Annotated in this window: 18 protein-coding genes; 9 read left to right on the forward strand and 9 right to left on the reverse strand. The window is 69.9% G+C overall.

Translation table 11 applies throughout. The annotated features are described in order from the left end of the window. Position 1: 1 nt before the first annotated feature. The 6 genes from ACQPYY_RS25490 to hemW form a co-directional block, all read right to left on the reverse strand. The gene (locus ACQPYY_RS25490) at positions 2 to 1,060 is read right to left on the reverse strand and encodes a PhoH family protein (protein ID WP_357279025.1); all 1,059 of its coding nucleotides are present in this window, start codon (positions 1,058 to 1,060) and stop codon (positions 2 to 4) included. Between the two features lie 240 nt (positions 1,061 to 1,300). Then, positions 1,301 to 2,041, reverse strand: coding sequence for a 16S rRNA (uracil(1498)-N(3))-methyltransferase (locus ACQPYY_RS25495; protein WP_433591267.1), 741 nt, complete (start codon positions 2,039 to 2,041; stop codon positions 1,301 to 1,303). Between the two features lie 4 nt (positions 2,042 to 2,045). Continuing rightward, on the reverse strand, positions 2,046 to 3,200 hold the full coding sequence (gene dnaJ, locus ACQPYY_RS25500) for a molecular chaperone DnaJ (protein WP_357086237.1): 1,155 nt from the start codon (positions 3,198 to 3,200) through the stop codon (positions 2,046 to 2,048). A gap of 34 nt (positions 3,201 to 3,234) precedes the next feature. Further along, the gene (gene hrcA, locus ACQPYY_RS25505; protein ID WP_357278606.1) at positions 3,235 to 4,275 is read right to left on the reverse strand and encodes a heat-inducible transcriptional repressor HrcA; all 1,041 of its coding nucleotides are present in this window, start codon (positions 4,273 to 4,275) and stop codon (positions 3,235 to 3,237) included. Positions 4,276 to 4,427: 152 nt separating this feature from the next. Further along, entirely contained in the window at positions 4,428 to 5,270 is an 843-nt protein-coding gene (locus ACQPYY_RS25510) for an alpha/beta fold hydrolase (protein WP_433591268.1), read from the reverse strand. A 111-nt stretch (positions 5,271 to 5,381) separates the two neighbouring features. Then, entirely contained in the window at positions 5,382 to 6,632 is a 1,251-nt protein-coding gene (hemW, locus tag ACQPYY_RS25515) for a radical SAM family heme chaperone HemW (protein WP_433591269.1), read from the reverse strand. Positions 6,633 to 6,967: 335 nt separating this feature from the next. Here hemW and ACQPYY_RS25520 point away from each other — a divergent pair, with 335 nt between their 5' ends. The 6 genes from ACQPYY_RS25520 (at position 6,968) to ACQPYY_RS25545 (ending at position 14,034) form a co-directional block, all read left to right on the forward strand. Next, the gene (locus ACQPYY_RS25520; protein WP_433591270.1) at positions 6,968 to 7,831 is read left to right on the forward strand and encodes an immunity 49 family protein; all 864 of its coding nucleotides are present in this window, start codon (positions 6,968 to 6,970) and stop codon (positions 7,829 to 7,831) included. A gap of 400 nt (positions 7,832 to 8,231) precedes the next feature. Continuing rightward, entirely contained in the window at positions 8,232 to 9,974 is a 1,743-nt protein-coding gene (locus tag ACQPYY_RS25525) for a nitrite/sulfite reductase (protein ID WP_379094927.1), read from the forward strand. A 15-nt stretch (positions 9,975 to 9,989) separates the two neighbouring features. Next, a complete protein-coding gene (locus tag ACQPYY_RS25530; RefSeq protein ID WP_379262298.1) occupies positions 9,990 to 10,700 on the forward strand; it encodes a phosphoadenylyl-sulfate reductase in 711 nt (236 codons plus the stop codon). Further along, positions 10,679 to 11,605, forward strand: coding sequence for a sulfate adenylyltransferase subunit CysD (cysD, locus tag ACQPYY_RS25535; protein ID WP_433591271.1), 927 nt, complete (start codon positions 10,679 to 10,681; stop codon positions 11,603 to 11,605). The genes ACQPYY_RS25530 and cysD overlap by 22 nt, the downstream gene beginning before the upstream one ends. Before the next feature lie 100 nt (positions 11,606 to 11,705). After that, positions 11,706 to 12,995, forward strand: coding sequence for a sulfate adenylyltransferase subunit 1 (locus ACQPYY_RS25540; RefSeq protein WP_357086251.1), 1,290 nt, complete (start codon positions 11,706 to 11,708; stop codon positions 12,993 to 12,995). Positions 12,996 to 13,203: 208 nt separating this feature from the next. Then, entirely contained in the window at positions 13,204 to 14,034 is an 831-nt protein-coding gene (locus ACQPYY_RS25545; RefSeq protein WP_433594729.1) for a sirohydrochlorin chelatase, read from the forward strand. A gap of 48 nt (positions 14,035 to 14,082) precedes the next feature. Here the strand turns inward: ACQPYY_RS25545 and ACQPYY_RS25550 are convergent, their stop codons facing one another. Then, positions 14,083 to 14,790 carry a TIGR00266 family protein gene (locus tag ACQPYY_RS25550; RefSeq protein WP_379094918.1) on the reverse strand — a complete coding sequence of 236 codons (708 nt, stop codon included), beginning with the start codon at positions 14,788 to 14,790 and terminating at the stop codon, positions 14,083 to 14,085. A 132-nt stretch (positions 14,791 to 14,922) separates the two neighbouring features. Here ACQPYY_RS25550 and ACQPYY_RS25555 point away from each other — a divergent pair, with 132 nt between their 5' ends. From ACQPYY_RS25555 to ACQPYY_RS25565, 3 genes are all read left to right on the forward strand, one after another. After that, positions 14,923 to 15,489: a hypothetical protein gene (locus tag ACQPYY_RS25555; RefSeq protein ID WP_433591272.1), complete on the forward strand. Its 567-nt coding sequence runs from the start codon at positions 14,923 to 14,925 to the stop codon at positions 15,487 to 15,489. A 24-nt stretch (positions 15,490 to 15,513) separates the two neighbouring features. After that, positions 15,514 to 16,161: an HAD family hydrolase gene (locus ACQPYY_RS25560; RefSeq protein ID WP_379094913.1), complete on the forward strand. Its 648-nt coding sequence runs from the start codon at positions 15,514 to 15,516 to the stop codon at positions 16,159 to 16,161. A 116-nt stretch (positions 16,162 to 16,277) separates the two neighbouring features. Further along, positions 16,278 to 17,036 carry an SDR family NAD(P)-dependent oxidoreductase gene (locus tag ACQPYY_RS25565; RefSeq protein ID WP_433591273.1) on the forward strand — a complete coding sequence of 253 codons (759 nt, stop codon included), beginning with the start codon at positions 16,278 to 16,280 and terminating at the stop codon, positions 17,034 to 17,036. A 413-nt stretch (positions 17,037 to 17,449) separates the two neighbouring features. On the opposite strand, the gene ACQPYY_RS25570 is transcribed toward ACQPYY_RS25565, so the two are convergent. Next, a complete protein-coding gene (locus ACQPYY_RS25570) occupies positions 17,450 to 19,672 on the reverse strand; it encodes an Hsp70 family protein (protein ID WP_433591274.1) in 2,223 nt (740 codons plus the stop codon). A 742-nt stretch (positions 19,673 to 20,414) separates the two neighbouring features. Further along, the gene (locus ACQPYY_RS25575) at positions 20,415 to 21,998 is read right to left on the reverse strand and encodes an FAD-dependent oxidoreductase (protein ID WP_433591275.1); all 1,584 of its coding nucleotides are present in this window, start codon (positions 21,996 to 21,998) and stop codon (positions 20,415 to 20,417) included. Positions 21,999 to 22,012 lie beyond the last annotated feature (14 nt).

Below are 22,012 nucleotides of genomic sequence, written 5' to 3' on the forward strand. Positions count from 1 at the left end.
TTCAGTGCCGGTCTCCCCGGCTCGCGGCACGTCGCTGCGCCCGATTGCCCGGATAGTGCACCGCCGCCGGCGGGCGCGTGTCCGACTCGTAGCGGTCGTAGGCGTCCACGATCGCCCCGACCAGGCGGTGACGGACCACATCGGCGCTGGTGAGCTCGGCGATGTGGATGTCCTCGATGCCGTGCAGGATCTCCGTGGCCGCGCGCAGACCCGACCGCGCGTTGTTCGGCAGGTCGACCTGGGTGATGTCACCGGTCACCACGATCTTGGAACCGAAGCCCAGACGGGTGAGGAACATCTTCATCTGCTCGGCCGTCGTGTTCTGCGCCTCGTCCAGAATGATGAACGAGTCGTTGAGCGTGCGACCACGCATGTAGGCCAGCGGCGCGACCTCGATGACCCCGGCCTGCATGAGCTTCGGGATCGCCTCGGGATCCATCATGTCGTGCAGGGCGTCGTAGAGCGGGCGCAGGTACGGGTCGATCTTCTCGTTGAGCGTGCCCGGCAGGAAGCCCAGCCGCTCGCCCGCCTCGACCGCGGGCCGGGTCAGGATGATGCGGTTGACCTGCTTGGTCTGCAACGCCTGCACGGCCTTGGCCATGGCGAGGTAGGTCTTGCCGGTACCGGCCGGGCCGACGCCGAAGACGATGGTGTGCGCGTCGATGGCGTCGACGTAGCGCTTCTGGTTCAGCGTCTTGGGCCGGATGGTCCTGCCGCGCCGGGACAGGATGTCCAGGCTGAGCACCTCGGCCGGGGAGTCCGAGGAACCCTCGGTGAGCATGGAGTAGGTGTGCCGCACCGCCTCGGGCGTGACCACCCGGTTGCGCGCGGTCAACGCGACGAGCTGGGCCACCACGCGCTCGGCCAGCGCCACATCGGCCGGTTTGCCGGTCAGAGTGACGGAGTTGCCGCGGACGTGGATGTCGGCATCGAGGAGGCGCTCGAGTTCACGCAGGTTCTCATCAGCCGAACCCAGGAATCCGAACACCGACTCCGGTGCCAATTCGATGCTCGAACGAACGGTCCGCCCCGCCGGTCCGGAACCGTCGACACCGCCGATGCGGGCAGTGGTTGTGCTCTGATCGCCGATTTCGCCTGGTGTTCTCAAAAGTGGCTATGGCCTGCTTTCCGGTCTCGAAGCCGTCGTCGTTGACAGAAGTTTACCGCCGCCCACCGACACCGCCCAGTGAATAAGCGGCTACCAGCAGGCATAACGCCCCGCTGACACGCAACTGCCGCTGGGCCGAATCCATTCCGTGGCGAACCCCGCGGAATCGATCCGCCGATCCGCGGGCGAGGGCTACCAGCGCGGGGTGAGAGCGCCCAGCGCGCCGAGCGCGACGGCCGCGGCGGTGGAGGTACGCAGCACCGTGGGGCCGAGCAGGACGATCTCGGCTCCGGCTTCGGCGAGGGCCTTCAGCTCGGAGTCGTCCAGGCCGCCCTCGGGGCCGACGATGAGAATGATCTCGGGCACCCCGGCGAAAGACATTTCGGTCAAACGGGATTCACCGGACTCGTGCAGGGCGGTCACCAGCGCGCCCTGGGCCTTGGCCGAGCGCACCAGCTCCAGCAGATCCTTGGTGCCGTGCAGCTCCGCCACATCCGGGATGTAGGCGCGCCGCGACTGCCGGGCGGCCTGCTTGGCGGCGGCGCGCCACTTCTCGACGCCCTTGCGGGCCTTGGACTCCCAGTTGGAGACACAGCGCAGCGCCTGCCACGGGACGATGGCGTCGGCGCCCGCCTCGGTCATCAGCTCGACCGCCAGTTCCGAACGGTCGGACTTGGGCAGCGCCTGGACCACCGTCACCTGCGGGGTCCAGGGCGCGGCCGCGCGCTTGGACAGGACCTTCAGCTCGAGGCGATCCTTCTGGGCCGCAACCACTTCCGAATCGGCGAGGATCCCGTGCCCGTCGGACAGCGTGATCGGCTCCCCCACCCGGATGCGGCGCACCGTGGCGGCGTGGCGGCCCTCGGGGCCGTCCAGCACCGCGGTCGCGCCCGGTTCGGGGATCTCGTCGAGGTAGAAGACGGTGGCGGCCAAGGGATCAGCGTCCGCTGAACGAGGCGCGCAGACGGGCGAACAGGCCCGAGTTGTGCTCGGACTGCGCCGACAGCACCTCGGTGTGCTCGTTGGCCCGCATGCCCTTGTACTTGCGCAGCAGGTCCGACTGCTTGGCGTCGAGCTTGGTCGGCACCACGATGTCGAGGTGCGCGATCAGGTCGCCGCGAGAGTTGGCGCGCAGCTTCGGCATTCCGTGGCCGCGCAGCACCGACGCCTCGCCGGGCTGGGTGCCCGCCGGGATGGTCAGCTCGACCGGGCCGTCGAGGATGGTGTCGATGACGACCGTGGTGCCCAGCGCCGCGTCCACCATGGGAACCCGGATGGTGCAGTGCAGGTCGTCGCCGTCGCGCACGAAGGTGTCGTGCGGCTGCTCCACGATCTCCACGTACAGGTCGCCGGCGGGACCGCCGCCCGGGCCGACCTCGCCCTGGGCCGCGAGACGCACCCGCATGCCGTTGGCCACACCGGCCGGGATCGGCGCGGCGATCTCGCGGCGCGAACGCACGCGGCCGTCGCCGCCGCACTTGCGGCAGGGGTCCGGAATCGTCTCGCCCGCGCCCCGGCAGGTGGGGCAGGGACGCGAGGTCATGACCTGGCCGAGGAAGGACCGCTGCACGGTCTGCACCTCGCCCGCGCCGCCACAGGTCTCACAGCGCACCGGCTTGGAGTTGCCGTTGGTGCCCGAACCCTGGCACAGGTCGCAGAGGATGGCGGTGTCGACGGTCAGGTGCTTGGTGACGCCCACCGCGCACTCCTGCAGCGAAAGCCGGGTCCGCAGCAGCGAATCCGCGCCCGGCTGCACCCGGCCGCGCGGCTTGCGGGTGCCGCCGGAGGCGTTCATGCCGCCGAAGAACGCCTCGAAGACGTCGCCGAGGCCGCCGAAGCCCGCGCCCGAGAAGCCGCCGCCCATGCCGCCGCCGGATTCCATCGGATCGCCGCCGAGGTCGACGATGCGACGCTTCTCCGGGTCCGACAGCACCTCGTAGGCCGTGGAGACCTCGCGGAACTTCTCCTGGGCCTCCGGCTCCGGATTCACGTCGGGATGCAGTTCGCGGGCCAGCTTCCGGTAGGCGCGCTTGATCTCCTGGTCGGTCGCACCCCGTGCGACTCCGAGCAGTGCGTAATAGTCCCGTGCCACGTGCGTCTCTAGTCCTGTTTCGTCTCGTGCTTGCTCACCGTTCGGCGAGCACCTCACCGATGTACCGGGCGACGGCCGCCACCGAGGCAATGGTCCCCGGATAGTCCATGCGGGTCGGCCCCAGCACCCCCATACCTCCGAGCACCGTACCGGTCAGCCCGTAACCGGTGGACACCACGGCCGTCCCGCGCATCTGCTCGACCTTGGTCTCCTCACCGATCTGCACCGTCACGGTACCCGGCTGCTGCGCCGCGGCCAGCAGCTTCAATACGATCACCTGCTCCTCGAGCGCCTCCAGAACGGTGCGCAGGGAACCGGGGAAACCGTTGCCCGGGAAGTCGGAGGCATTGCGGGTGAGGTTGGCGGTGCCGCCCAGCACGAGGCGTTCCTCCGCGTGCTCGACGAGGGTCTCGACCAGCACCGTGGACACCCGCACCAGCACGTCGCGCAGCTTGGCCGGGGAGTGCTCGGGCAGTTCGGCCACCGCCGCGGAGGCCGCGGCCAGTCGCTTGCCCTCCATCGCCTTGCCGAGCATGCCGCGCAGCGCGGCCAGATCCTCGTCGCTGATCAGATTGCCCAGATCGACCAGGCGCTGATCGACCCGGCCGGTGTCGGTGATCACCACCAGCAGCAGCCGCGCCGGATTGAGCGCGACCACCTCGATGTGCCGGACGGTCGACGCCGACACCGTCGGGTACTGGACCATGGCGACCTGCCGGGTCAGCTGCGCGAGCAGCCGGACCCCGCGGCGCAGCACATCGTCGAGATCGACGCCGCTCTCCAGGAATTCCATGATGGCCCGGCGTTCCGGACCGGACAGCGGCTTCACCTCGGAGATGTGATCGACGAACTGCCGGTAACCCTTGTCGGTGGGGATGCGGCCGGACGAGGTGTGCGGCTGGGCGATGTAGCCCTCGGCCTCCAGCACCGCCATGTCGTTGCGGACGGTCGCGCTGGACACGCCGAGGTTGTGGCGCTCCACCAGGGTCTTGGACCCGATCGGCTCCTTGGTCGCGATGTAGTCCGCGACGATGGCCCGCAGGACCTCGAGCCGTCGCTGCTCAGTGCTCGACATGGTGGCCCCACCTCCTCGCTCGCCTCGGGCACGCCTGGCGCGTCCCCGAGCCTTCCGCGGCGGGACACTGGGCGCCGGCCATACGGAATTCCCGGATTATCCACTCCAGGATAGTGGGCGTCGCGCAGCTCGCCGTATGACCGCCCGCACGCTCACCGCCCGGCGGCGGCCTCCACCATCGCCGCCACGTCGGCCGGGTGCGAGACCAGCCCGGCGTGCGAGGCGTCGATCGACGAGACATGGGCGTTCATGCGCTTGGCCATATCCCATTGGGAGGCGGGCGGAATCACCCGGTCGGCGGCGGACACCAGGTACCAGCTCGGTGTCGAGGCCCACGACGGCGCGCCCGAGGCCTCGAGGTTGGCGGACAGGGCGAGCGAATGCTGGCGGGCGGCCATGTCGGCGGCGGTCGCCGGGTCGACGTCCTGGGCGAAGACCTCGGGGAAGCGGGCCGGGTCGATGTAGGCGTCCAGGTTCCTGCCCGCGATGCCCTGCGCGTCGTCGACGGCCTTCAGTCGCAGCGCGAGCGTGAGCTGCGAACCCGGGTACTGGATCGGATTCAGTTCCAGCAGCGCGGCTTCGCCCTGCACGGGAGCGAAAGCGGCGATGTAGACCAGTGATTCGACCTCGGGGTCGTGCACATTGCTGATCACGGTGCCGCCGTAGGAGTGCCCGACCAGCACGATCGGACCGGTGATGCCGTCGAGGGTGCGCTGGATCGCGGCCGCGTCGTACGCGGGACCGCGCAGTGGGTTGTCCGGCGTCACGACGGGGTAGCCGTCCGCGCGCAGTCGCGCGGCGACGCCGTCCCAGCTGGAGGCGTCGGCGAAGGCGCCGTGCACCAGCACGACCGTCGGCAGGTCCGCGGCGGTGGCCGATCCGGCGGCGAGCGGGCTCGCGGCGAGCGCCACGGCCGCGGCCGCGCTGAACGTCGCGCGAGTGAGGCGTCGGGTACGGAAGCGGTTCGGGACGGGTCGCATCAGTGGCTTCACCATGAGATGTCCTCGGGCCGAAGGTGTCGATCCTGACCGGTGCTGCGCAATCTCCGGTGAACAATTTAGTCCCGACCAGGCGGTTTCACTCGCGGTTGGCCGAATCCGTTCGCCTCAGGTCAGCAGGGTGCGGACGACGCCGTCGGCGAGCAAGCGGCCGCGGTCGGTGAGGATCAGGCGGTCGCCGGCCCGCTCGGCCAGACCGTCCGCGATCACGCGCTCGGCGGCGGCCCGGCCGTCCGCGTCGAGATCGGCCAGCGGGAGGCCGGTGCGCAGCCGCACGGTCAGCATGACGCGCTCGGTGTAGCGCTCCTCGTCGGTGAGCGACTCCCAGCCCGCCGCGGGCAACGCACCCGTGGTGACCCGATCCGCATAGCGCGCCGGGTGTTTCACGTTCCACCAGCGGGTGCCGCCGACGTGACTGTGCGCGCCCGGGCCCGCGCCGAGCCAGTCACCGCCGTCCCAGTAGCCGAGGTTGTGGCGGCAGCGGCCCGCGTCGGAGGCGGCCCAGTTGGAGACCTCGTACCAGTGCAGGCCCGCCGCGGCCAGGCGGGTGTCGATGCGTTCGTAGCGGGCGGCCAGCACGTCGTCGTCGGGGGCGGGCAGTTCGCCACGGCGGACGCGGCGGGCCAGCGCGGTGCCGTCCTCCACGATCAGCGAGTAGGCCGAGACGTGGTCCACGCCCGCGGACAGCACGGCGTCGAGGCTGGCGTCCAGATCGGCGTCGGATTCGCCGGGGGTGCCGTAGATGAGGTCCAGGTTGACGTGGTCGAAGCCCGCCGCGCGGGCTTCCCTCGCGGCCGCCACCGCCCGGCCCGGCGTGTGGGTGCGGTCGAGGATCTTCAGCACGTGCTGGGCCGCCGACTGCATGCCCAGCGAGATCCGGGTGTACCCGGCCGCGCGCAGCCGCTCGAAGAACTCCGGCGAGGTGGATTCCGGATTGGACTCGGTGGTCACCTCCGCGCCGGGCGCGAGGGTGAAGTTGTCGCGGATCGCGTCGAGCACCCCGGCCAGGCCGTCACCACCGAGCAGCGACGGCGTGCCGCCGCCTACGAACACCGTCTCGACCGCGGGCGTCGCCGAGGGCAGCGCGTCGAATTCCCGTGCCGCCGTGGCCAGCTCGCCGCGCAGCGCCTCGAACCAGGACTGCGGCGAGGACGAGGAGCCCAGCTCCCCCGCCGTGTAGGTGTTGAAGTCGCAGTATCCGCAGCGTGTCGCGCAGAACGGCACGTGGATGTAGATCCCGAACGGCCCGCCCCCGAAGTCGCGCAGCACCGGCGCGTCGGCGTCCTGCGCGGAAGCCGTGCCGGTGGTCTGTTCGGGAGCGGTGGAGGTCACCCGTTCAGTGTGACCGGTTGCCCGCATCACAGCGCACCCGGTCACCAACGCCCCACCCCGGGCTCGGGCGGCAACCTGGCCGAAGGCCGCAGGGGGTCCCGAAAACGACAACGCGAAGCCGGGTTGGGCCCGATTGCGGGCGGGACGAATCCGGGCCCGATCGGCCGCGGACGAAGCCAGGCCCCGACCGGGTCGCAGGCTGTCCGGAGGCGTACCTGGCCGTCATGGCCGCTGGCGCCGGGCAAACGCCCGGGCCGACGGCTTCCGGCTCCACCCGGCGGTATTCGGTGAATCCGGGTACATTCCAAGGGATTTCGGCGGGCCGGGTGCGAGCTGGTCCGGGTGCGGACGGGAACGAGCCGATGATCGAGGTGCCGCGGCACGAGATCGACGCCAAGTCGATCAGGGAAGTGGATGAGGGGTCGGTGGCCCCGGTGGTCTACCGGGCGCGGCGGCCGGTGCGGCCGGTCGGGCCGAACTTCTCGCGGTCCATGGACGGGGTGCTGCTGGCCACCATGCTGCTGCCGGATCCGGCGGCGCTGCGGTCGCGGACCTGGTATTTCGCCCATTCGACCGAGCAGACGGTGACCCGCCGGTTCCGGGCGGACGGGATCGAATCCGGCTTCGACCGACACGACAAGGTGGCGGGCTGGCGGGCGGCGTTCTGGTGGACGCTCATCGCCCGCGACGCCGAGGCCATGGCCGAGCTGGTCGACTACCCGATCGACCGGCTGCGCGAGTTCGGCGACGACGCCTTCGACGACTTCCAGTACGAGTGGGTGCGGCTGCTCCAGACCGCGTGGCGGTACGGGCCGAAGAGCGTCTACGAGGCGGCCTGGGCGCTGGACACCACCAGCCGCGTGGGCGCGCAGGGCGTCACCGACCTGCTGTTCCGCCCGGCCGTGGAGGTGTTCATCCGGCTGGCCGACGGCGATTCCGAGGGCTTCGACCGCGAGCTGTCCCACGCGCTGCGGCGGCATCGGGCGTTCTTCGACAACGACGTGTGGCGCAACGATCCCGAGGGCGTGTTCTCGCTGCCGCTGCTGGGCCTGGCCTGCTGGGCCCGGGACCTGGGGTATCGGACGGCCGTCCGCTCGGAGTACCTACCGGCCGGATTCATCGATCGGCCGGATTGGATGTTCTCCCCGGAACTGGGTGACGAGCTGGCCCGCCTCGCGGCCGCGAAGGCCCGCCTGACCGAGGCCGACGCCGATCGCGCGTCCTAGACTCGCACCGAATCGCCGAGGAACTCACACCGAATCGTTCAGGTCAACCGTCCAAGTGGTTTGCCCGGTGTTGATCTATGATGCCCGTCACAAATCGGACAATGTATCCAGGGGATTTCCCGGAAAACTGCGGAAAATTCGATCCGGCAGTCGGAACGACCCTTCTGACGTGGCACAATAAGCCCCATGACTGGACTCGGAGTACGACTCGTGGCGCGTCGCCATGTCGACTTCAAGCGTGTCTGCAGCGCGAGCTGTCTGTCCGGAAGCCTCCGGTAGATCGGCTCCCATTCTCCCGGAATCCGGCGTCTCCCTGACGCCGTATAGAGCCGGTTCTCTGATATCGGAGGCGTGAGCCAGCCCCTCCCGCCTGCCCGCAAGACCTTCAGGAGCGACCCCCATGACGTCGAGCACCGACGCCACCAGTTCCGATACGCCGCAGACTGTGCCCGATCCGGCGCAGCCCGTCCGGCGTGAGCGCACGGCCCGCCCGGTGAAGCGCAAGTCGGAGGGCCAGTGGGCGCTCGGCTACCGCGAGCCGCTCAACGCCAACGAGCAGTCCAAGAAGGACGACAACCCGCTCAACGTGCGCGCCCGCATCGAGAACATCTACTCGAAGCAGGGTTTCGACTCGATCGACAAGAGCGACCTGCGCGGCCGCATGCGCTGGTGGGGTCTCTACACCCAGCGTGAGCAGGGCTACGACGGCACCTACACCGGCGACGAGAACATCGACCTGCTCGAGGCCCGCTACTTCATGATGCGGGTGCGGTGCGACGCGGGCGCCCTGAACCTCGCCCAGCTGCGCACCCTCGCGGGCATCTCCACCGAGTTCGGCCGCGACACCGCCGACCTGTCCGACCGCGAGAACGTCCAGTACCACTGGATCGAGATCGAGAACGTGCCGGAGATCTGGCGTCGCCTCGAAGCGGTCGGCCTGCAGACCACCGAGGCGTGCGGCGACTGCCCGCGTGTCGTGCTGGGCTCGCCGCTGGCCGGTGAGTCGCTCACCGAGATCCTCGACCCGACCCCGGCCATCGACGAGATCGTCGAGCGCTACATCGGCAAGAAGGAATACTCCAACCTGCCGCGCAAGTTCAAGACCGCCATCTCCGGCCAGCAGGACGTGGTGCACGAGATCAACGACGTCGCCTTCGTCGGCGTCGTGCACCCTGAGCACGGGCCCGGCCTGGACCTGTGGGTCGGCGGCGGGCTGTCCACCAACCCGATGCTGGCCCAGCGCCTCGGCGCGTGGGTGCCGCTCGACGAGGTTCCGGACGTGTGGGAAGCGGTCGTCTCGCTGTTCCGCGACTACGGTTACCGCCGCCTGCGCACCAAGGCCCGCCTCAAGTTCCTGGTCAAGGACTGGGGCGTGGAGAAGTTCCGTCAGGTGCTCGAGGACGAGTACCTGAAGCGCAAGCTGATCGACGGCCCCGCGCCGGTGCAGCCGGAGCGCCCGATCGACCACATCGGTGTGCAGAAGCTGCGCAACGGCCTCAACGCCATCGGCTTCTCCCCCATCGCCGGTCGCGTGTCGGGCACCATCCTGACCCAGGTCGCCGACGCCGTCGAGGCGGTCGGTTCGGACCGGGTGCGCTTCACCCCCTACCAGAAGCTCATCGTCCTCGACGTCCCCGACGACAAGGTCGAGCAGCTGATCGACGCGCTGGAACCACTCGGCCTGCACGGCCGTCCGTCCATCTGGCGGCGAAACCTGCTGGCGTGCAGCGGCATCGAGTTCTGCAAGCTGTCGTTCACCGAGACCCGCAAGCGCTCGCAGGTGCTGGCTCCCGAGCTGGAGCAGCGGCTCGCGGACATCAACGCGCAGCTCGACGTGCCGATCACGATCAATATCAACGGCTGCCCCAACTCCTGCGGCCGCTCCCAGATCGCCGACATCGGCTTCAAGGGCCAGCTCGTCGACGACGGTGACGGGAATCAGATCGAGGGCTTCCAGGTTCACCTCGGAGGCAGCCTGGGACTCGACTCCGGCTTCGGCCGGAAGTTGCGCCAGCACAAGGTCACCAGCGAGGAACTGGGCGACTACATCGAGCGCGTGGTGCGCAACTTCGTCAAGAACCGTGACGAGGGTGAGCGTTTCGCGGTGTGGGCTGTCCGTGCCGATGAGGCAGACCTGCGGTAGTTGGGAGAGACATCAATGACCACAACGAAACTCGCCGAGTCCGAGCTGCGCGCCCTGGTCGAGAAGGGCAACGCCGAGCTGGGCCCGAACGCGACCGCGCAGGAACTGCTGCAGTGGACCGAGGACACCTTCGGTTCCAACTACATCGTCGCCTCGAACATGCAGGACGCCGTCCTGGTGCAGCTGGCCTCGCAGGTCCGCTCCGGCGTGGACGTGCTGTTCCTCGACACCGGCTACCACTTCGCCGAGACCATCGGCACCCGTGACGCGGTCGAGCTGGTGTACGGCGTGAACATCGTGAACGTGCAGCCGGAAAACACTGTCGCCGAACAGGATCAGCTGCTGGGCAAGGATCTGTTCGCGCGCGACGCCGCCGAATGCTGCCGCCTGCGCAAGGTGGTCCCCCTGAAGAAGTCCCTCGTCGGATACAACGCCTGGGTGACCGGCATCCGTCGAGTGGAGGCGCCGACTCGCGCCAACGCACCCCTCATCTCCTACGACGAGGGCTTCGGCCTGGTGAAGATCAACCCGATCGCCGCCTGGTCCGATGACGAGATGGCGGCCTACATCGAGGCCAACGGCATTCTCGTCAATCCCCTTGTGGAAGAGGGCTATCCCTCCATCGGTTGCGCTCCGTGCACGCGGAAGCCGGAACCGGGATCCGACGCGCGATCCGGCCGCTGGGCCGGGCTCGCCAAGACCGAATGCGGGTTGCACGCCTCATGACCTCCATCGAGACTGAATTCGACACCCTGGCCGCGCTCGAATCCGAGTCCATCCACATCTTCCGTGAGGTGGCAGGCGAATTCGAGCGGCCGGTGATCCTCTTCTCCGGCGGCAAGGACTCCACCGTCCTGTTGCACCTGGCGATCAAGGCCTTCTGGCCGGCGCCGCTGCCGTTCGCGCTGCTGCACGTGGACACCGGGCACAACCTGCCCGAGGTCCTCGCGTTCCGCGACAAGGTGGTCGAGAAGTACGGCCTGCGACTGCATGTCGCCTCGGTCGAGGACTACCTCGCCGACGGCCGCCTGACCGAGCGCCCCGACGGCATCCGCAACCCGTTGCAGACCGTCCCGCTGCTGGACGCCATCAACGAGAACCGCTTCGACGCGGTCTTCGGCGGCGGCCGCCGCGACGAGGAGCGTTCGCGCGCCAAGGAGCGCATCTTCTCGCTGCGCGACGCCTTCGGCCGCTGGGACCCCAAGCGCCAGCGTCCCGAGCTGTGGAACCTGTACAACGGCCGCCACGCTCCGGGCGAGCACGTGCGTGTGTTCCCCATCTCCAACTGGACCGAGCTCGACATCTGGCGCTACATCGCCCGCGAGGACGTGGAGCTGGCCAGCATCTACTACGCCCACGAGCGCCCGGTGTACCAGCGCGACGGCATGTGGATGACCCCCGGCGTGTGGGGCGGCCCGGCCGAGGGCGAGGAGCTGCTCGTCAAGTCGGTGCGCTACCGCACCGTCGGCGACGGATCCACCACCGGCGCAATCATTTCCGACGCCGCCGACAATGACGCGATCCTCGCCGAGGTCGCCGCGTCCCGGCTCACCGAACGTGGCGCGACCCGCGGCGACGACCGTGTCTCCGAGGCAGCGATGGAAGACCGCAAACGAGAAGGGTACTTCTGATGAGGGCACCGAACGTGGCGCACAGCGTCCAATCCGGGGCGAGCGACGACCGTGTCTCCGAGGCCGCCATGGAAGACCGCAAGCGAGAGGGTTACTTCTGATGTCCGACCTGTTGAGACTGGCCACCGCCGGATCGGTCGACGACGGCAAGTCCACCCTGGTCGGCCGGCTGCTGTACGACACGAAGTCCGTGCTCGCGGACCAGATCGACGCCGTCACCCGCGCGTCGGTCGACAAGGGTCTGTCGACTCCGGACCTGTCGCTGCTGGTGGACGGCCTGCGCGCCGAGCGCGAGCAGGGCATCACCATCGACGTGGCGTACCGCTACTTCGCCACGCCCCAGCGGTCTTTCGTGCTCGCCGACACCCCGGGCCACGTCCAGTACACCCGCAACACCGTGTCGGGCGCGTCGACGGCGCAGCTGGTGATCCTGCTGGTCGACGCCCGCAAGGGTGTCATCGAGCAGACCCGCCGCCACGCCGCCGTCATGGCGCTGCTGGGCGTGCCGAAGCTGGTGCTGGCCGTCAACAAGATCGACCTGGTGGACGATCCGGCCGGCGTCTTCGAGAAGATCACCTCCGAATTCGGTGAGCTGACCGCCAAACTCGGCTGGGCTCCCGAGGACATCCAGGAGATCCCGGTCTCGGCGCTGCACGGCGACAATGTCGCCTCGCGCTCGGAGAACACCCCGTACTACACCGGTCCCTCGCTCATCGAGCACCTGGAGTCGGTGCCGGTGGACGCGGACGTGCACGGCCGCCACGAGATCGGGCTGCGCTTCCCGGTGCAGTACGTGATCCGGCCCCGCACCGCCGAATACCCCGACTACCGTGGCTACGCGGGTCAGGTCGCGGCGGGCCTGGTGTCCAAGGGCGACGAGGTCGTGGTGCTGCCCTCCGGCACCCGCACCACCGTCGAGCGCATCGACACCCCCAATGGTGAACTCGCCTCGGCGCAGCCGGGCCGCAGCGTCACCCTGGTGCTGGCCGACGACGTGGACGTCTCGCGCGGTGACGTGATCGCCGCCGCCGAGGGCGCTCCCGAGCCGATCGACGCCTTCGACGCCACCGTCTGCTGGCTCGGCGACAAGCCGCTGCGCCCGGGCGCGCGCCTGCTGCTCAAGCACGGCACCCGCACCACCCAGGCCATCGTCGGCGCGCTCATCGAGCGGTTCGACGAGCAGCACCTGGCCGCCGACCCCAACCCGGAGTCGCTGTCGCTCAACGACATCGGCCGCATCTCGGTGCGCGTGGCCGACCCGATCGTGGCCGACGACTACAGCGTCAACCGCCACACCGGCTCGTTCCTGCTGATCGATCCCGCGGGCGGCAACACCCTGGCCGCGGGCCTGGTCGGCGACGCGCTGACCGCGGTCGAAGTCGGAGCCTGATATGAATCCGCCCGGCAACGGCGCAGTTCCGGCCGTCTCGCCGGGCGGTTCGGCCCCGCACGACACCCTCGGCCCGGCCCAACGGACCGTGCCCGGCCCGGCCCCGCACACCGGACCCGGTTCGGCGCTCCACACCGTGCCCGGTGCGCCCGGGCCCACAGCCGATGGTCCGGCATCGCGCATCGCGACCGGTTCGGCGGTGGGCGCCATGTTGACCGTGCGCGGCGGGGCGGCTTCGCCTTTCCGCCTCGAGCACGCGCCCGCGCTGATCGCGGTAGCGCACGGGAGCCGTGACCCTCGCTCGGCCGCGACCATGCGGGACGTGGTGGCGCGGATCGCGGCGCAGCGGCCGGATCTCGATGTGCGGCTGGCGTTCCTGGATCTGAGCACGCCGTCGGTGGATCAGGTCATCGATGCCGTTGCGGCCGCTGGGCATGCGCACGCCGTGGTGGTGCCGTTGCTGCTGGGCAACGCGTTTCACGCGCGGGTGGATCTGCCCGGCCTGCTGGACGCCGCCCGCGACCGGCATCCGCAGCTGCGGCTGACCCAGGCCGAGGTGCTGGGTCCAGATCCGCATCTGATCATCGCCCTGCGCGATCGCATCGCGGCGGCTATGGCCGCGGGCACCGGCTTCCGGCCCGCCGCCGTCAGCGACGCCTCGACCGGGCGGCTGCGCCGGACGGCCGGTCCGCGCTGGGGCATCGCCGTCGCCGCCGTCGGCTCGACGTCCGCGATCGCCAACACCCGCACCGGTGACGTGGCGCGACTGCTCACCGCCATGACCGGCTGGGACACCGAAATCTGTTTCGCCACCACGCAACCCACGGTCGACAAGGCCTTCGCCCGCCTGCGGTCACGCGGCGCCGAGCGCATCCTGGTCGCCCCCTGGTTCCTGGCCCCGGGCCTGCTGACCGACCGCCTGCGCGACACGCTACCGCTGGTCCGGCACGCCGAGACGATCGGCGCGCACCCGCTACTGGCCGAAGTGGCGCTGGACCGCTACGCCACCGCCGCCCTGCCGCTCGAACTCACTGCCTGACCGAACCCGCTGTCCCGCACCGTCAGTCGACGGTGGCGCCTTTCTGATTCAACGGGCCTGGTTTCCGGGTTCGGGGAACGGCAGGTACGGGATGAGGGAGTGGGCGAGGTTGGTGATGGTGAGCGATTGCAGCCAGACGCGGCCGGGGCCGGTGAGGGCGGCGAGGAACAGGCCGTCGCCGCCGAAGAGGACGTTGCGGATGCCCTTCATCATGGTGATGTCGAAATCGACCGAGGCGTCGAACAATCCGACGTGGCCGGGGTGGACGCGCAGGGTCTCGCCCGGGGCCAGGTCGTAGGTGATGACCTCGCCGGAGAGCTCCACCCAGGCGTAGCCCTCGCCGCTGAGCCGCTGCAGGGTGAATCCGCTGCCGCCGAAGATGCCCGCGCCCAGGCGCCGCTGGAAACTCAGGGCCACCCGGACATCGCCTGCGGCGCAGAGGAATCCGTGCCGGTGGACCAGGTATTCGCGGTCCTTTCCGATCTGCACGGGCAGGATCTGGCCGGGGAGTTTCGCCGCGAAGGACACGCTGCCCGACCGGCGGTGCGCGGTGTATTCGGTCATGAACAGGCCCGCCCCGGCCATGGCCCGGCGGACCGCGCCGAAGACGCCGCCGGCCGCGGCGCGGGTGGAGGTGTTGAGGCGGATGCTCTCGGTCATCCACGACAGCTGGCCCGCTTCGGCGACGAGGCTGTCGCCGGGGTCGAGGGCGACCTCGAGCACCGGCATGACCGTCCCCCGGATTCTGGCGTCCATCAGGCTTCCCCTCCTGTGCGCACAACTCACCCCAGTGTGCCCGACATCGACCGTGGCGTGATCGTTGTGGACTTGCCACCACGCCGACGGGATCAGTAAATTAGGATTTCCTTACCTAATAGAAGGCTCGATATGCTCCAGATCAGCGGCACCCGGCAGCACACCGGGACGACGGGCATCCCGCACGATTCCTGGGGCATCACCGCCGCGTACGCGCTGCTGGCCACCGGCACGCTGACCGCCGCCCTTTGGATCGCCGCGCACGTCACCGCGAGCCCGGCCGTCCACCACGGCGGCGTGTTCGTCCACCTCGCCTCGCTGGTGGTGGGATTCGGCGGCGTCCTCACCGCCGACTCGTTCGTACTGCGTTGGGCCGCGGGCCGTCTCGACCTCGCGTCGGCGCTGCGCGCGGTGAGCCGTCTGCACGTCCCCATCTGGCTGGGCCTGGCCGGACTGGTGGCCAGCGGCTGCGTGCTGGAACCCGACCTCTCGTCCACCATGACCCGCACCAAGCTGGCGCTGGTCCTGGCGCTGACGCTCAATGGAATTCAGGCCTACTCGCTCAATCACAGACTCACCGCGCGCGGCGACACTCCCCTGACCGCGCGGCTGCTGACGTGGGGCGCGGCCACGGGGATGGCGTCGCAGGTCTGCTGGTGGGGCGCGACCGCCATCGGCTTCCTCAACGCCCGGCGCTGATCCCCCGCCCGATACGCTGGGCGAATGATCAAGGCTGCGGTATTCGATGTGGGCGAGACGCTGATCGACGAGACGCGCATCTGGTGCCGCTGGGCCGACCGGCTCGGCGTGCCCCGCTTCGCGTTCCTCGGCGTCATCGGCGGTATGGCGGCCACCGGACGTCCCCTCACCGACGCCTTCGCCCTGTTCCGGCCCGACCTCGACCTGGACGCCGAACAAGTGGCCTGGGCCGCCGAGGAACCCGCGAGCCTGCGCAACAACTTCGACGCCGACGATCTCTACCCCGACGTGCACCGCGCGCTGCGCGAACTGCGGCGGCGCGGGATCACCGTGATCATCGCGGGAAACCAGCCGCCGCAGGCGAAGTCGGCGATCGAGCGCATGGACCTGCCGGTGGACGCGGTCTACACCTCGGCCGAATGGGAGCTGGAGAAGCCGGATCCCAAGTTCTTCGCCAAGGTCGCCGAGGTGGCGGGGGTCGAGCCCGGCGAGATCTGCTACGTCGGCGACCGCGTCGACAACGATGTGCTGCCGGTGCTGGCGGCGGGCATGCGGCCGGTACTGATCCGCCGCGGGCCGTGGGGCTATCTGACCGCGGAGCTGCCGGACGCGGCCCGGGCGACGGTCATCGACAGCCTCGACGAGCTGCCCGATCTGCTCGCGCCCGCCTGATTTCCCAATACATGACACATCAAGCGTGACGGCCGTTTTCCGCCAGCGGCCGGTCCCCGCGCGGCGTTGACTATGACATGTCAACGAAATCCGCTCTACCGCAAGGAGACGCAGTCATGACCCGGTTCGAATCCAAGGTCGTCCTGATCACCGGTGCCACCTCGGGAGTCGGTGCGGCCGTGGCTCGGCGGATCGCCGCCGAGGGCGGGGCCGTCGTGCTCGGCGCGCGCGGCAAGGAAGCCGGTGACCGCATGGCCGAGGAGATCCGCGCCGGCGGCGGACGGGCGCTGTTCGTGCCCACCGACGTCACCGTCGACGCCGACGTGGAACGGCTCACCGCCGCGGCGATCACCGAATTCGGCCGCCTGGACGGGGCTTTCAACAACGCGGGCGCGGTCAACGCCTTCGGCCCGGTGCAGGACATCGACGAGGCGGGCTGGCGCGCCGACCTCGAACTGAACCTGACCGCCGTCTATCACGGCCTGCGCCACCAGGTTCCGGCGCTCGCGGCCACCGGCGGGGGCGCGATCCTCAACAACGCCTCCAACCTGGGGGTGGTCGGGATGGCACAGGTCGCGCCGTATGTGGCCGCCAAACACGGGGTGGTGGGCCTGACCCGCGCCGTCGCCCTGGAAGCAGCGGACCAGTCCATCCGGGTCAATGCCCTGGTCTCGGGCGCGGTCGACACCCCCGCCTTCCGGAATTCCATGGGCGCCACCCCCGAAGGCGAGGCCGCCATCGCCGCCCTGCACCCACTGGGCCGTATCGCCCGTCCCGACGAGATCGCCGCCTTCTGCGCCTATCTCCTCAGCGACGAGGCGTCGTTCATCACCGGCGCGGCGCTCGCCGTCGACGGCGGCTTCACCGCCCGCTGACCGCCGCGCACGCGACAGGCCCACCACCGCGTCCGGGCACTGGAACGCGTGGTGGGCCGGTCACTCTGGTGTCAAGGCAGCGAAGCCCGCAGATCCCCGCTCCCCTGACACCGGTCCACGGGAGGGATTCCCCTCACTCGACGGGACGAGGCGGGGCGGGCTGGTCGGTCCCGCCCCCGCCTGCGTCACCGTGGGAAGCCGGCGAATGGTGGGACGCCACCGCCCGATCTCCCCCGCCACCCCCACCGGCGCGCGGGACAACGCGCCTGGTGAGAGCCAGACCGAAAGCCAACGCCGCCAACGACGACGATCCGGCGGGCCGTGCCGGACCTCGCGGGCCCGAGGCCCGCGATCGATCCGACGCCCGCGCCGAGCCCTGCCCGAGCGGGCGGGAAGCGCACTGCCGCAAGGGGTCAGTGTTTGCCACCGCCACCACCACCCTTGCCGCCGCCGGCCCCACCGCCGCCGCCCATACCGCCACCGGCTCCGCCGCCCATGCCGCCACCGTGGCTGCCGCCAATCGAAGAACCGCCCGCGCCGCCCTTGGATGAGCCGCCGCCCTGGGAACCGCCACCGATCGCGCCACCCTGAGAGCCGCCGGGTTTCGAGCCGCCGGGAGATGCTGTGCCACCGCCGGTTCCAGCGCCACCATCGGCCCCGCCGGGCTTCGAACCGCCCTGGTCGGAACCACCGGGGTTCGAGCCACCAGCATTGGAGCCACCGGGGTTGGAACCACCCGGGTTCGACCCACCAGGATTGGAACCACCCGAGTTCGAGCCGCCCACGTTGGAACCACCAGGATTGGAACCACCCGGATTCGACCCACCAGGATTGGAACCACCCGAGTTCGAGCCGCCCACGTTGGAACCACCGGGGTTGGAACCGCCCGGATTCGAGCCACCGGGATTCGAGCCTCCACCGTTGGAGCCGGGTGAGGCACCACCGGTGTTCGCGCCTGCGGGGTCGCCGGTCGCGCCGCCCCCGGCCGAGGCACCACCGCCGGATGTCGTACCACCCGTGGTGGTTCCGTCGGTTCCGCCGGGCGTCGAGGCGCCGGGGGTTCCAGTGCCGCCACCGTTGCCGCCCGTGGCGCCGCCGGGAGTCGTGCCGCCGGGCTGGCCCGAACCCGGCTGGCCCGCACCGGGATCGCTCGCGCCGGGCTGGCCATTACCGGGTTGACCTGCGCCGGGCTGGGTTCCGCCGGGCTGTGTCGTGCCCGGCTGGCCGGTGCCCGGCTGTGTCGTCCCGGGTTGGGTTGTGCCGGGTTGGGTTGTGCCGGGTTGGGTTGTGCCGGGTTGGGTTGTGCCGGGGAGGGTTCCGGACGGCGCGCCGGGGATGCTGACTTTGGGGGTCTGGCCGACGTAGCCGCCGACGGTCCAGCCCGCGAGGACGGGGTTCTGGAACGGGAGCGGATTGGTGAACTGGGCCGGGTTCGCGTAGGTGACAGCGGGATTGGTCAGGGTCAGGGCGCGGGTCTCGCAGTGGCTGCCGCCGCCGGTGGTGTCGACGGGGCGGCCGTTGTACCAGGTGGAGGTGACCGTCGGGGCCTGCGGCGCGTAGCTGCGCACGGCGGCGACGGTGGCGACGGCGTGGGAGCGGGTGCCCGCCGGGGCGGCGGCGTCGTCGAGCACCATGACGTCCCCGCCGCCGGGGGCCGAGGCGCCGGCGGGCGGGTCGGTGGGTTCGGGGGCGGCCTGCAGTCCGGGCGGCCCGGCGACGGGTCCGCCGAGCACGGTGGCGGCGGACATGGCCAGCGCGGAAGCGACTGCCGCGCCGGAGATCACGGCGGCGCGAGGGGCGTAGCGCCCGATGGCGGAACCGGTATCGACGCTACGAAAGGCGGCGATGGCCGCGCCGACGGCGGCGGTGTGCGCGGGATCGGGCGACATGACGACCGGGCGGCCCAGATCGGACAGCACGCGCGCCACCTCGGGGGGCCGGGCCGCGCCGCCGATCAGCAGCACCCGGTCGATCTCCTCCATGTGCAGCCCGGCCCGGTGCACGACGGACCGGACCAGGCGTAGCGAATTGCGAATATGCCAGCTGCGCAGCCGGTTCGTGTCGGAGGCGGGCACCACGGCCGACACGGGCTCGGTCGCGCCGGGCGCGATGCTGCGCGCGTACTTGGCCAGCAGCGCGCCCAGCGGCCGCCCGCCGAAGTCGTACGACCGTTCGGCGCGGCCGAGGATGCCGCGCTCCTCCACCTCGGATTCGGTGCGCACCACGGCCAGGTCGAGGCTGTTGCCGCCGAGGTCGTAGACCAGGGTGATCCCGTTCTCGGAGAGGCCGTATTCCTCGTCGAGCCATTCGACGGCGGCGACCGGTTCGGGCATCAGGGTGACGTCCGCCGCGCCGGACCAGTCCAGCGCCCGCCGAATGCGGGTGACGAGTTTGTCCGAATAGCAAGCGGGATACGTGGTTACGGCGGGCGCTTCGGGCGCATGGGATTCGATCAGCCCGTTCACCACCGCCGCGATGAGGTCCGCGGGCGACCAGATACGGCCCCCGATGACCACCGGGTCGGGATCGGCCGTGAGGTCGGCGAAGTCGGTGACCACCGGCGCGAACCGGGGAATCCCCCCGATCTGCGGGCCGCCGGCGCTGTCGAAGGTGACAGCGGTCCGACGAACCCGCACGGCTGGTCGGTTCCTTTCACCGGCCGTGGTGGCCCATACAGAGTTCACTGTACCGATGCTCATGCCAAAGCCAACTGTCATTGCTATCCCGTCAACGCACCGAGACCACGGCCCATCAGGCGTACCAACCATGTGGTCGCGGTCGTTTTCCAAACAGCGCGTTCAGGTTAGCTGGCGTTTGCGGGCATTGAATATCGAATCGGGAGAAAAGATTTCGCGTCCAGTAGCGAAGTTGGCGAATCTACTGGTCAGGAAACCGCCGTAGCAAGATCAAATCCAACGACCCCGCAAAGACAACCGAACAGTCTTTGGCGGTGGCTACACCACAGCGAACATTAAATTCATACCGACCGGTAGGCGAGTAGTGTCCGAAAAACAAAACCGCATCGTCAGTACGGAAGTGCGGATTACCGATCACTGGTCGGTAGCTGACCCCGAATACCCCACGCGGGCCGCCATGCCGTCCGTGATTCACGACGAAATCTTCTCTACTACCGGAGATGTCGCTGCAAGCAAACGCGGTATTACAACTCGCACAACACCATCGGTACAGCGGACTCGACAGCGTCGGCCCGCGTTCACACAGACCCCCGAGATTCGCAGCCGCGCCGACACCGGATACGTTGCCCGGCACAAAAAGTCGCGGTGGACCGCCCGGCGGGCCCGGACATGACGAAGGCCGCCGCACGCACAGGGGTTGCGTACAGCGGCCTTCCAAGGAACGACGCCGACAGGGGTGGGGTCAGCGACGTACCATCAGGGGCAGCTTGCGCCGGGGCCGATTGACCGCGCCGCCACGGATGGCGTGCGGCTGCCGCTCACCGACGAGCCGGTCGAAATCGCCCGCGCCGCGGGCGGGCCGGGTCAGCCGCCCGGCATTGAAGTCGTCCACCAGCTGGCGCACCGTCTGCTGCGCGCAGGACTTGTTGGTCCCGATGAACCCGGTCGGGCCGCGCTTGATCCAGCCGGTCACGTACACGCCGGCCACCACCGCGCCGCCGGACTCCTCGAGCACCCGTCCGTCCAGGTTCGGGATGATCCCGGCCCGCTCGTCGAACGGCACGCCCGGCAGCGCCACACCGCGGTAACCCACCGAGGTCAGCACCAGTCCGGCGTCGAGGGTCTCGAGGTCCTCGGTCGGAACCGCGTGCACCGCACCGTTGTCGCCGGTGACGAGCTCGTTGCGCACCACCTCGACCCCGGTCACCCGGTCCACGCCCGCGATGGTCACCGGCGCCGACAGGTATCGGAACACGATCCGCTTGCGCCCGCCCACCGGCCGATCAGCCAAGCCGTGCAACAGCTTCAGCTTGTGCTCGACCTTCTGCGACATGCCCTCGACGATCGGCGGCAGCTCGCCCTCCACCACGATGCCGACATCGGCGCCCAGCAGGCCCACGAATTCCGGCACGGTGAAGGCGGATTCGGCCGGTCCGCGCCGCCCGAGAATCACGACCTCTTCGATATTGCTGCGCCGCAGCGTGTTCAGCGCCCGCTGCGACACGTCGGTGCCGGCCAGCAGTTCCGGATCGGTGGTCAGGATGCGCGCCACGTCCAGCGCCACATTGCCGTTGCCCACGATCACCGCGCGCCGCGCCGACAGGTCGAAGAACCGGCCCGCCTGGTCGGGGTGGCCGTTGTACCAGGCCACGAAGTCGGTGGCGGAGGTGCTGCCGGGCAGCCCCTCACCCGGGATCCCGAGCTTGCGGTCCGAGGACGCGCCGACGGCGTAGATCACCGCGTGGTGGTGCGCCAGCAGTTCCTCGTGCGAAACGTGCTCGCCCACATTGACGTTCAGGTACGAGCCGAAGCCGGGCTGCGCGGAGATCACGTCGAACAGCTCGCCGACCTGGCGGGTCTTGGTGTGGTCGGGCGCGACGCCGAAGCGGGCCAGACCGTAGGGCGTGGTCACCTTGTCGAACACGGTCACCGACACGCCGGGCTGGGTGAGCAGCTCGTCGGCGGCGTACATGGCCGAGGGTCCGGAGCCGATCACGGCCACCCGCAAGGGTTCCCGGCCGGGCTTGACCTCGGCCGCGGGAATCGGCATGGCCAGCAGCGGCCGCGGCCGTTCCTGCCGGTAGAAGTCGGCGTTGATCTCGATGAACGGCAGCTGCTCCGCGGTCAGCTTCTTCGACGAGGTGATGGCGTCCACCGGGCAGGCGGTCGCGCACGCCCCGCAGTCCACACAGGCCTGCGGGTCGACGTAGAGCATTTCCGCGGTCAGGAAGTCCGGCTCGTCGGGAGTCGGATGGATGCAGTTGACCGGGCAGGCGTAGACGCACGAGGCGTCGCTGCAACAGGATTGAGTGACAACGTACGGCACTGTACGTCCCCTTC

Source organism: Nocardia sp. CA-145437, assembly GCF_050956485.1.
GTDB lineage: Bacteria > Actinomycetota > Actinomycetes > Mycobacteriales > Mycobacteriaceae > Nocardia.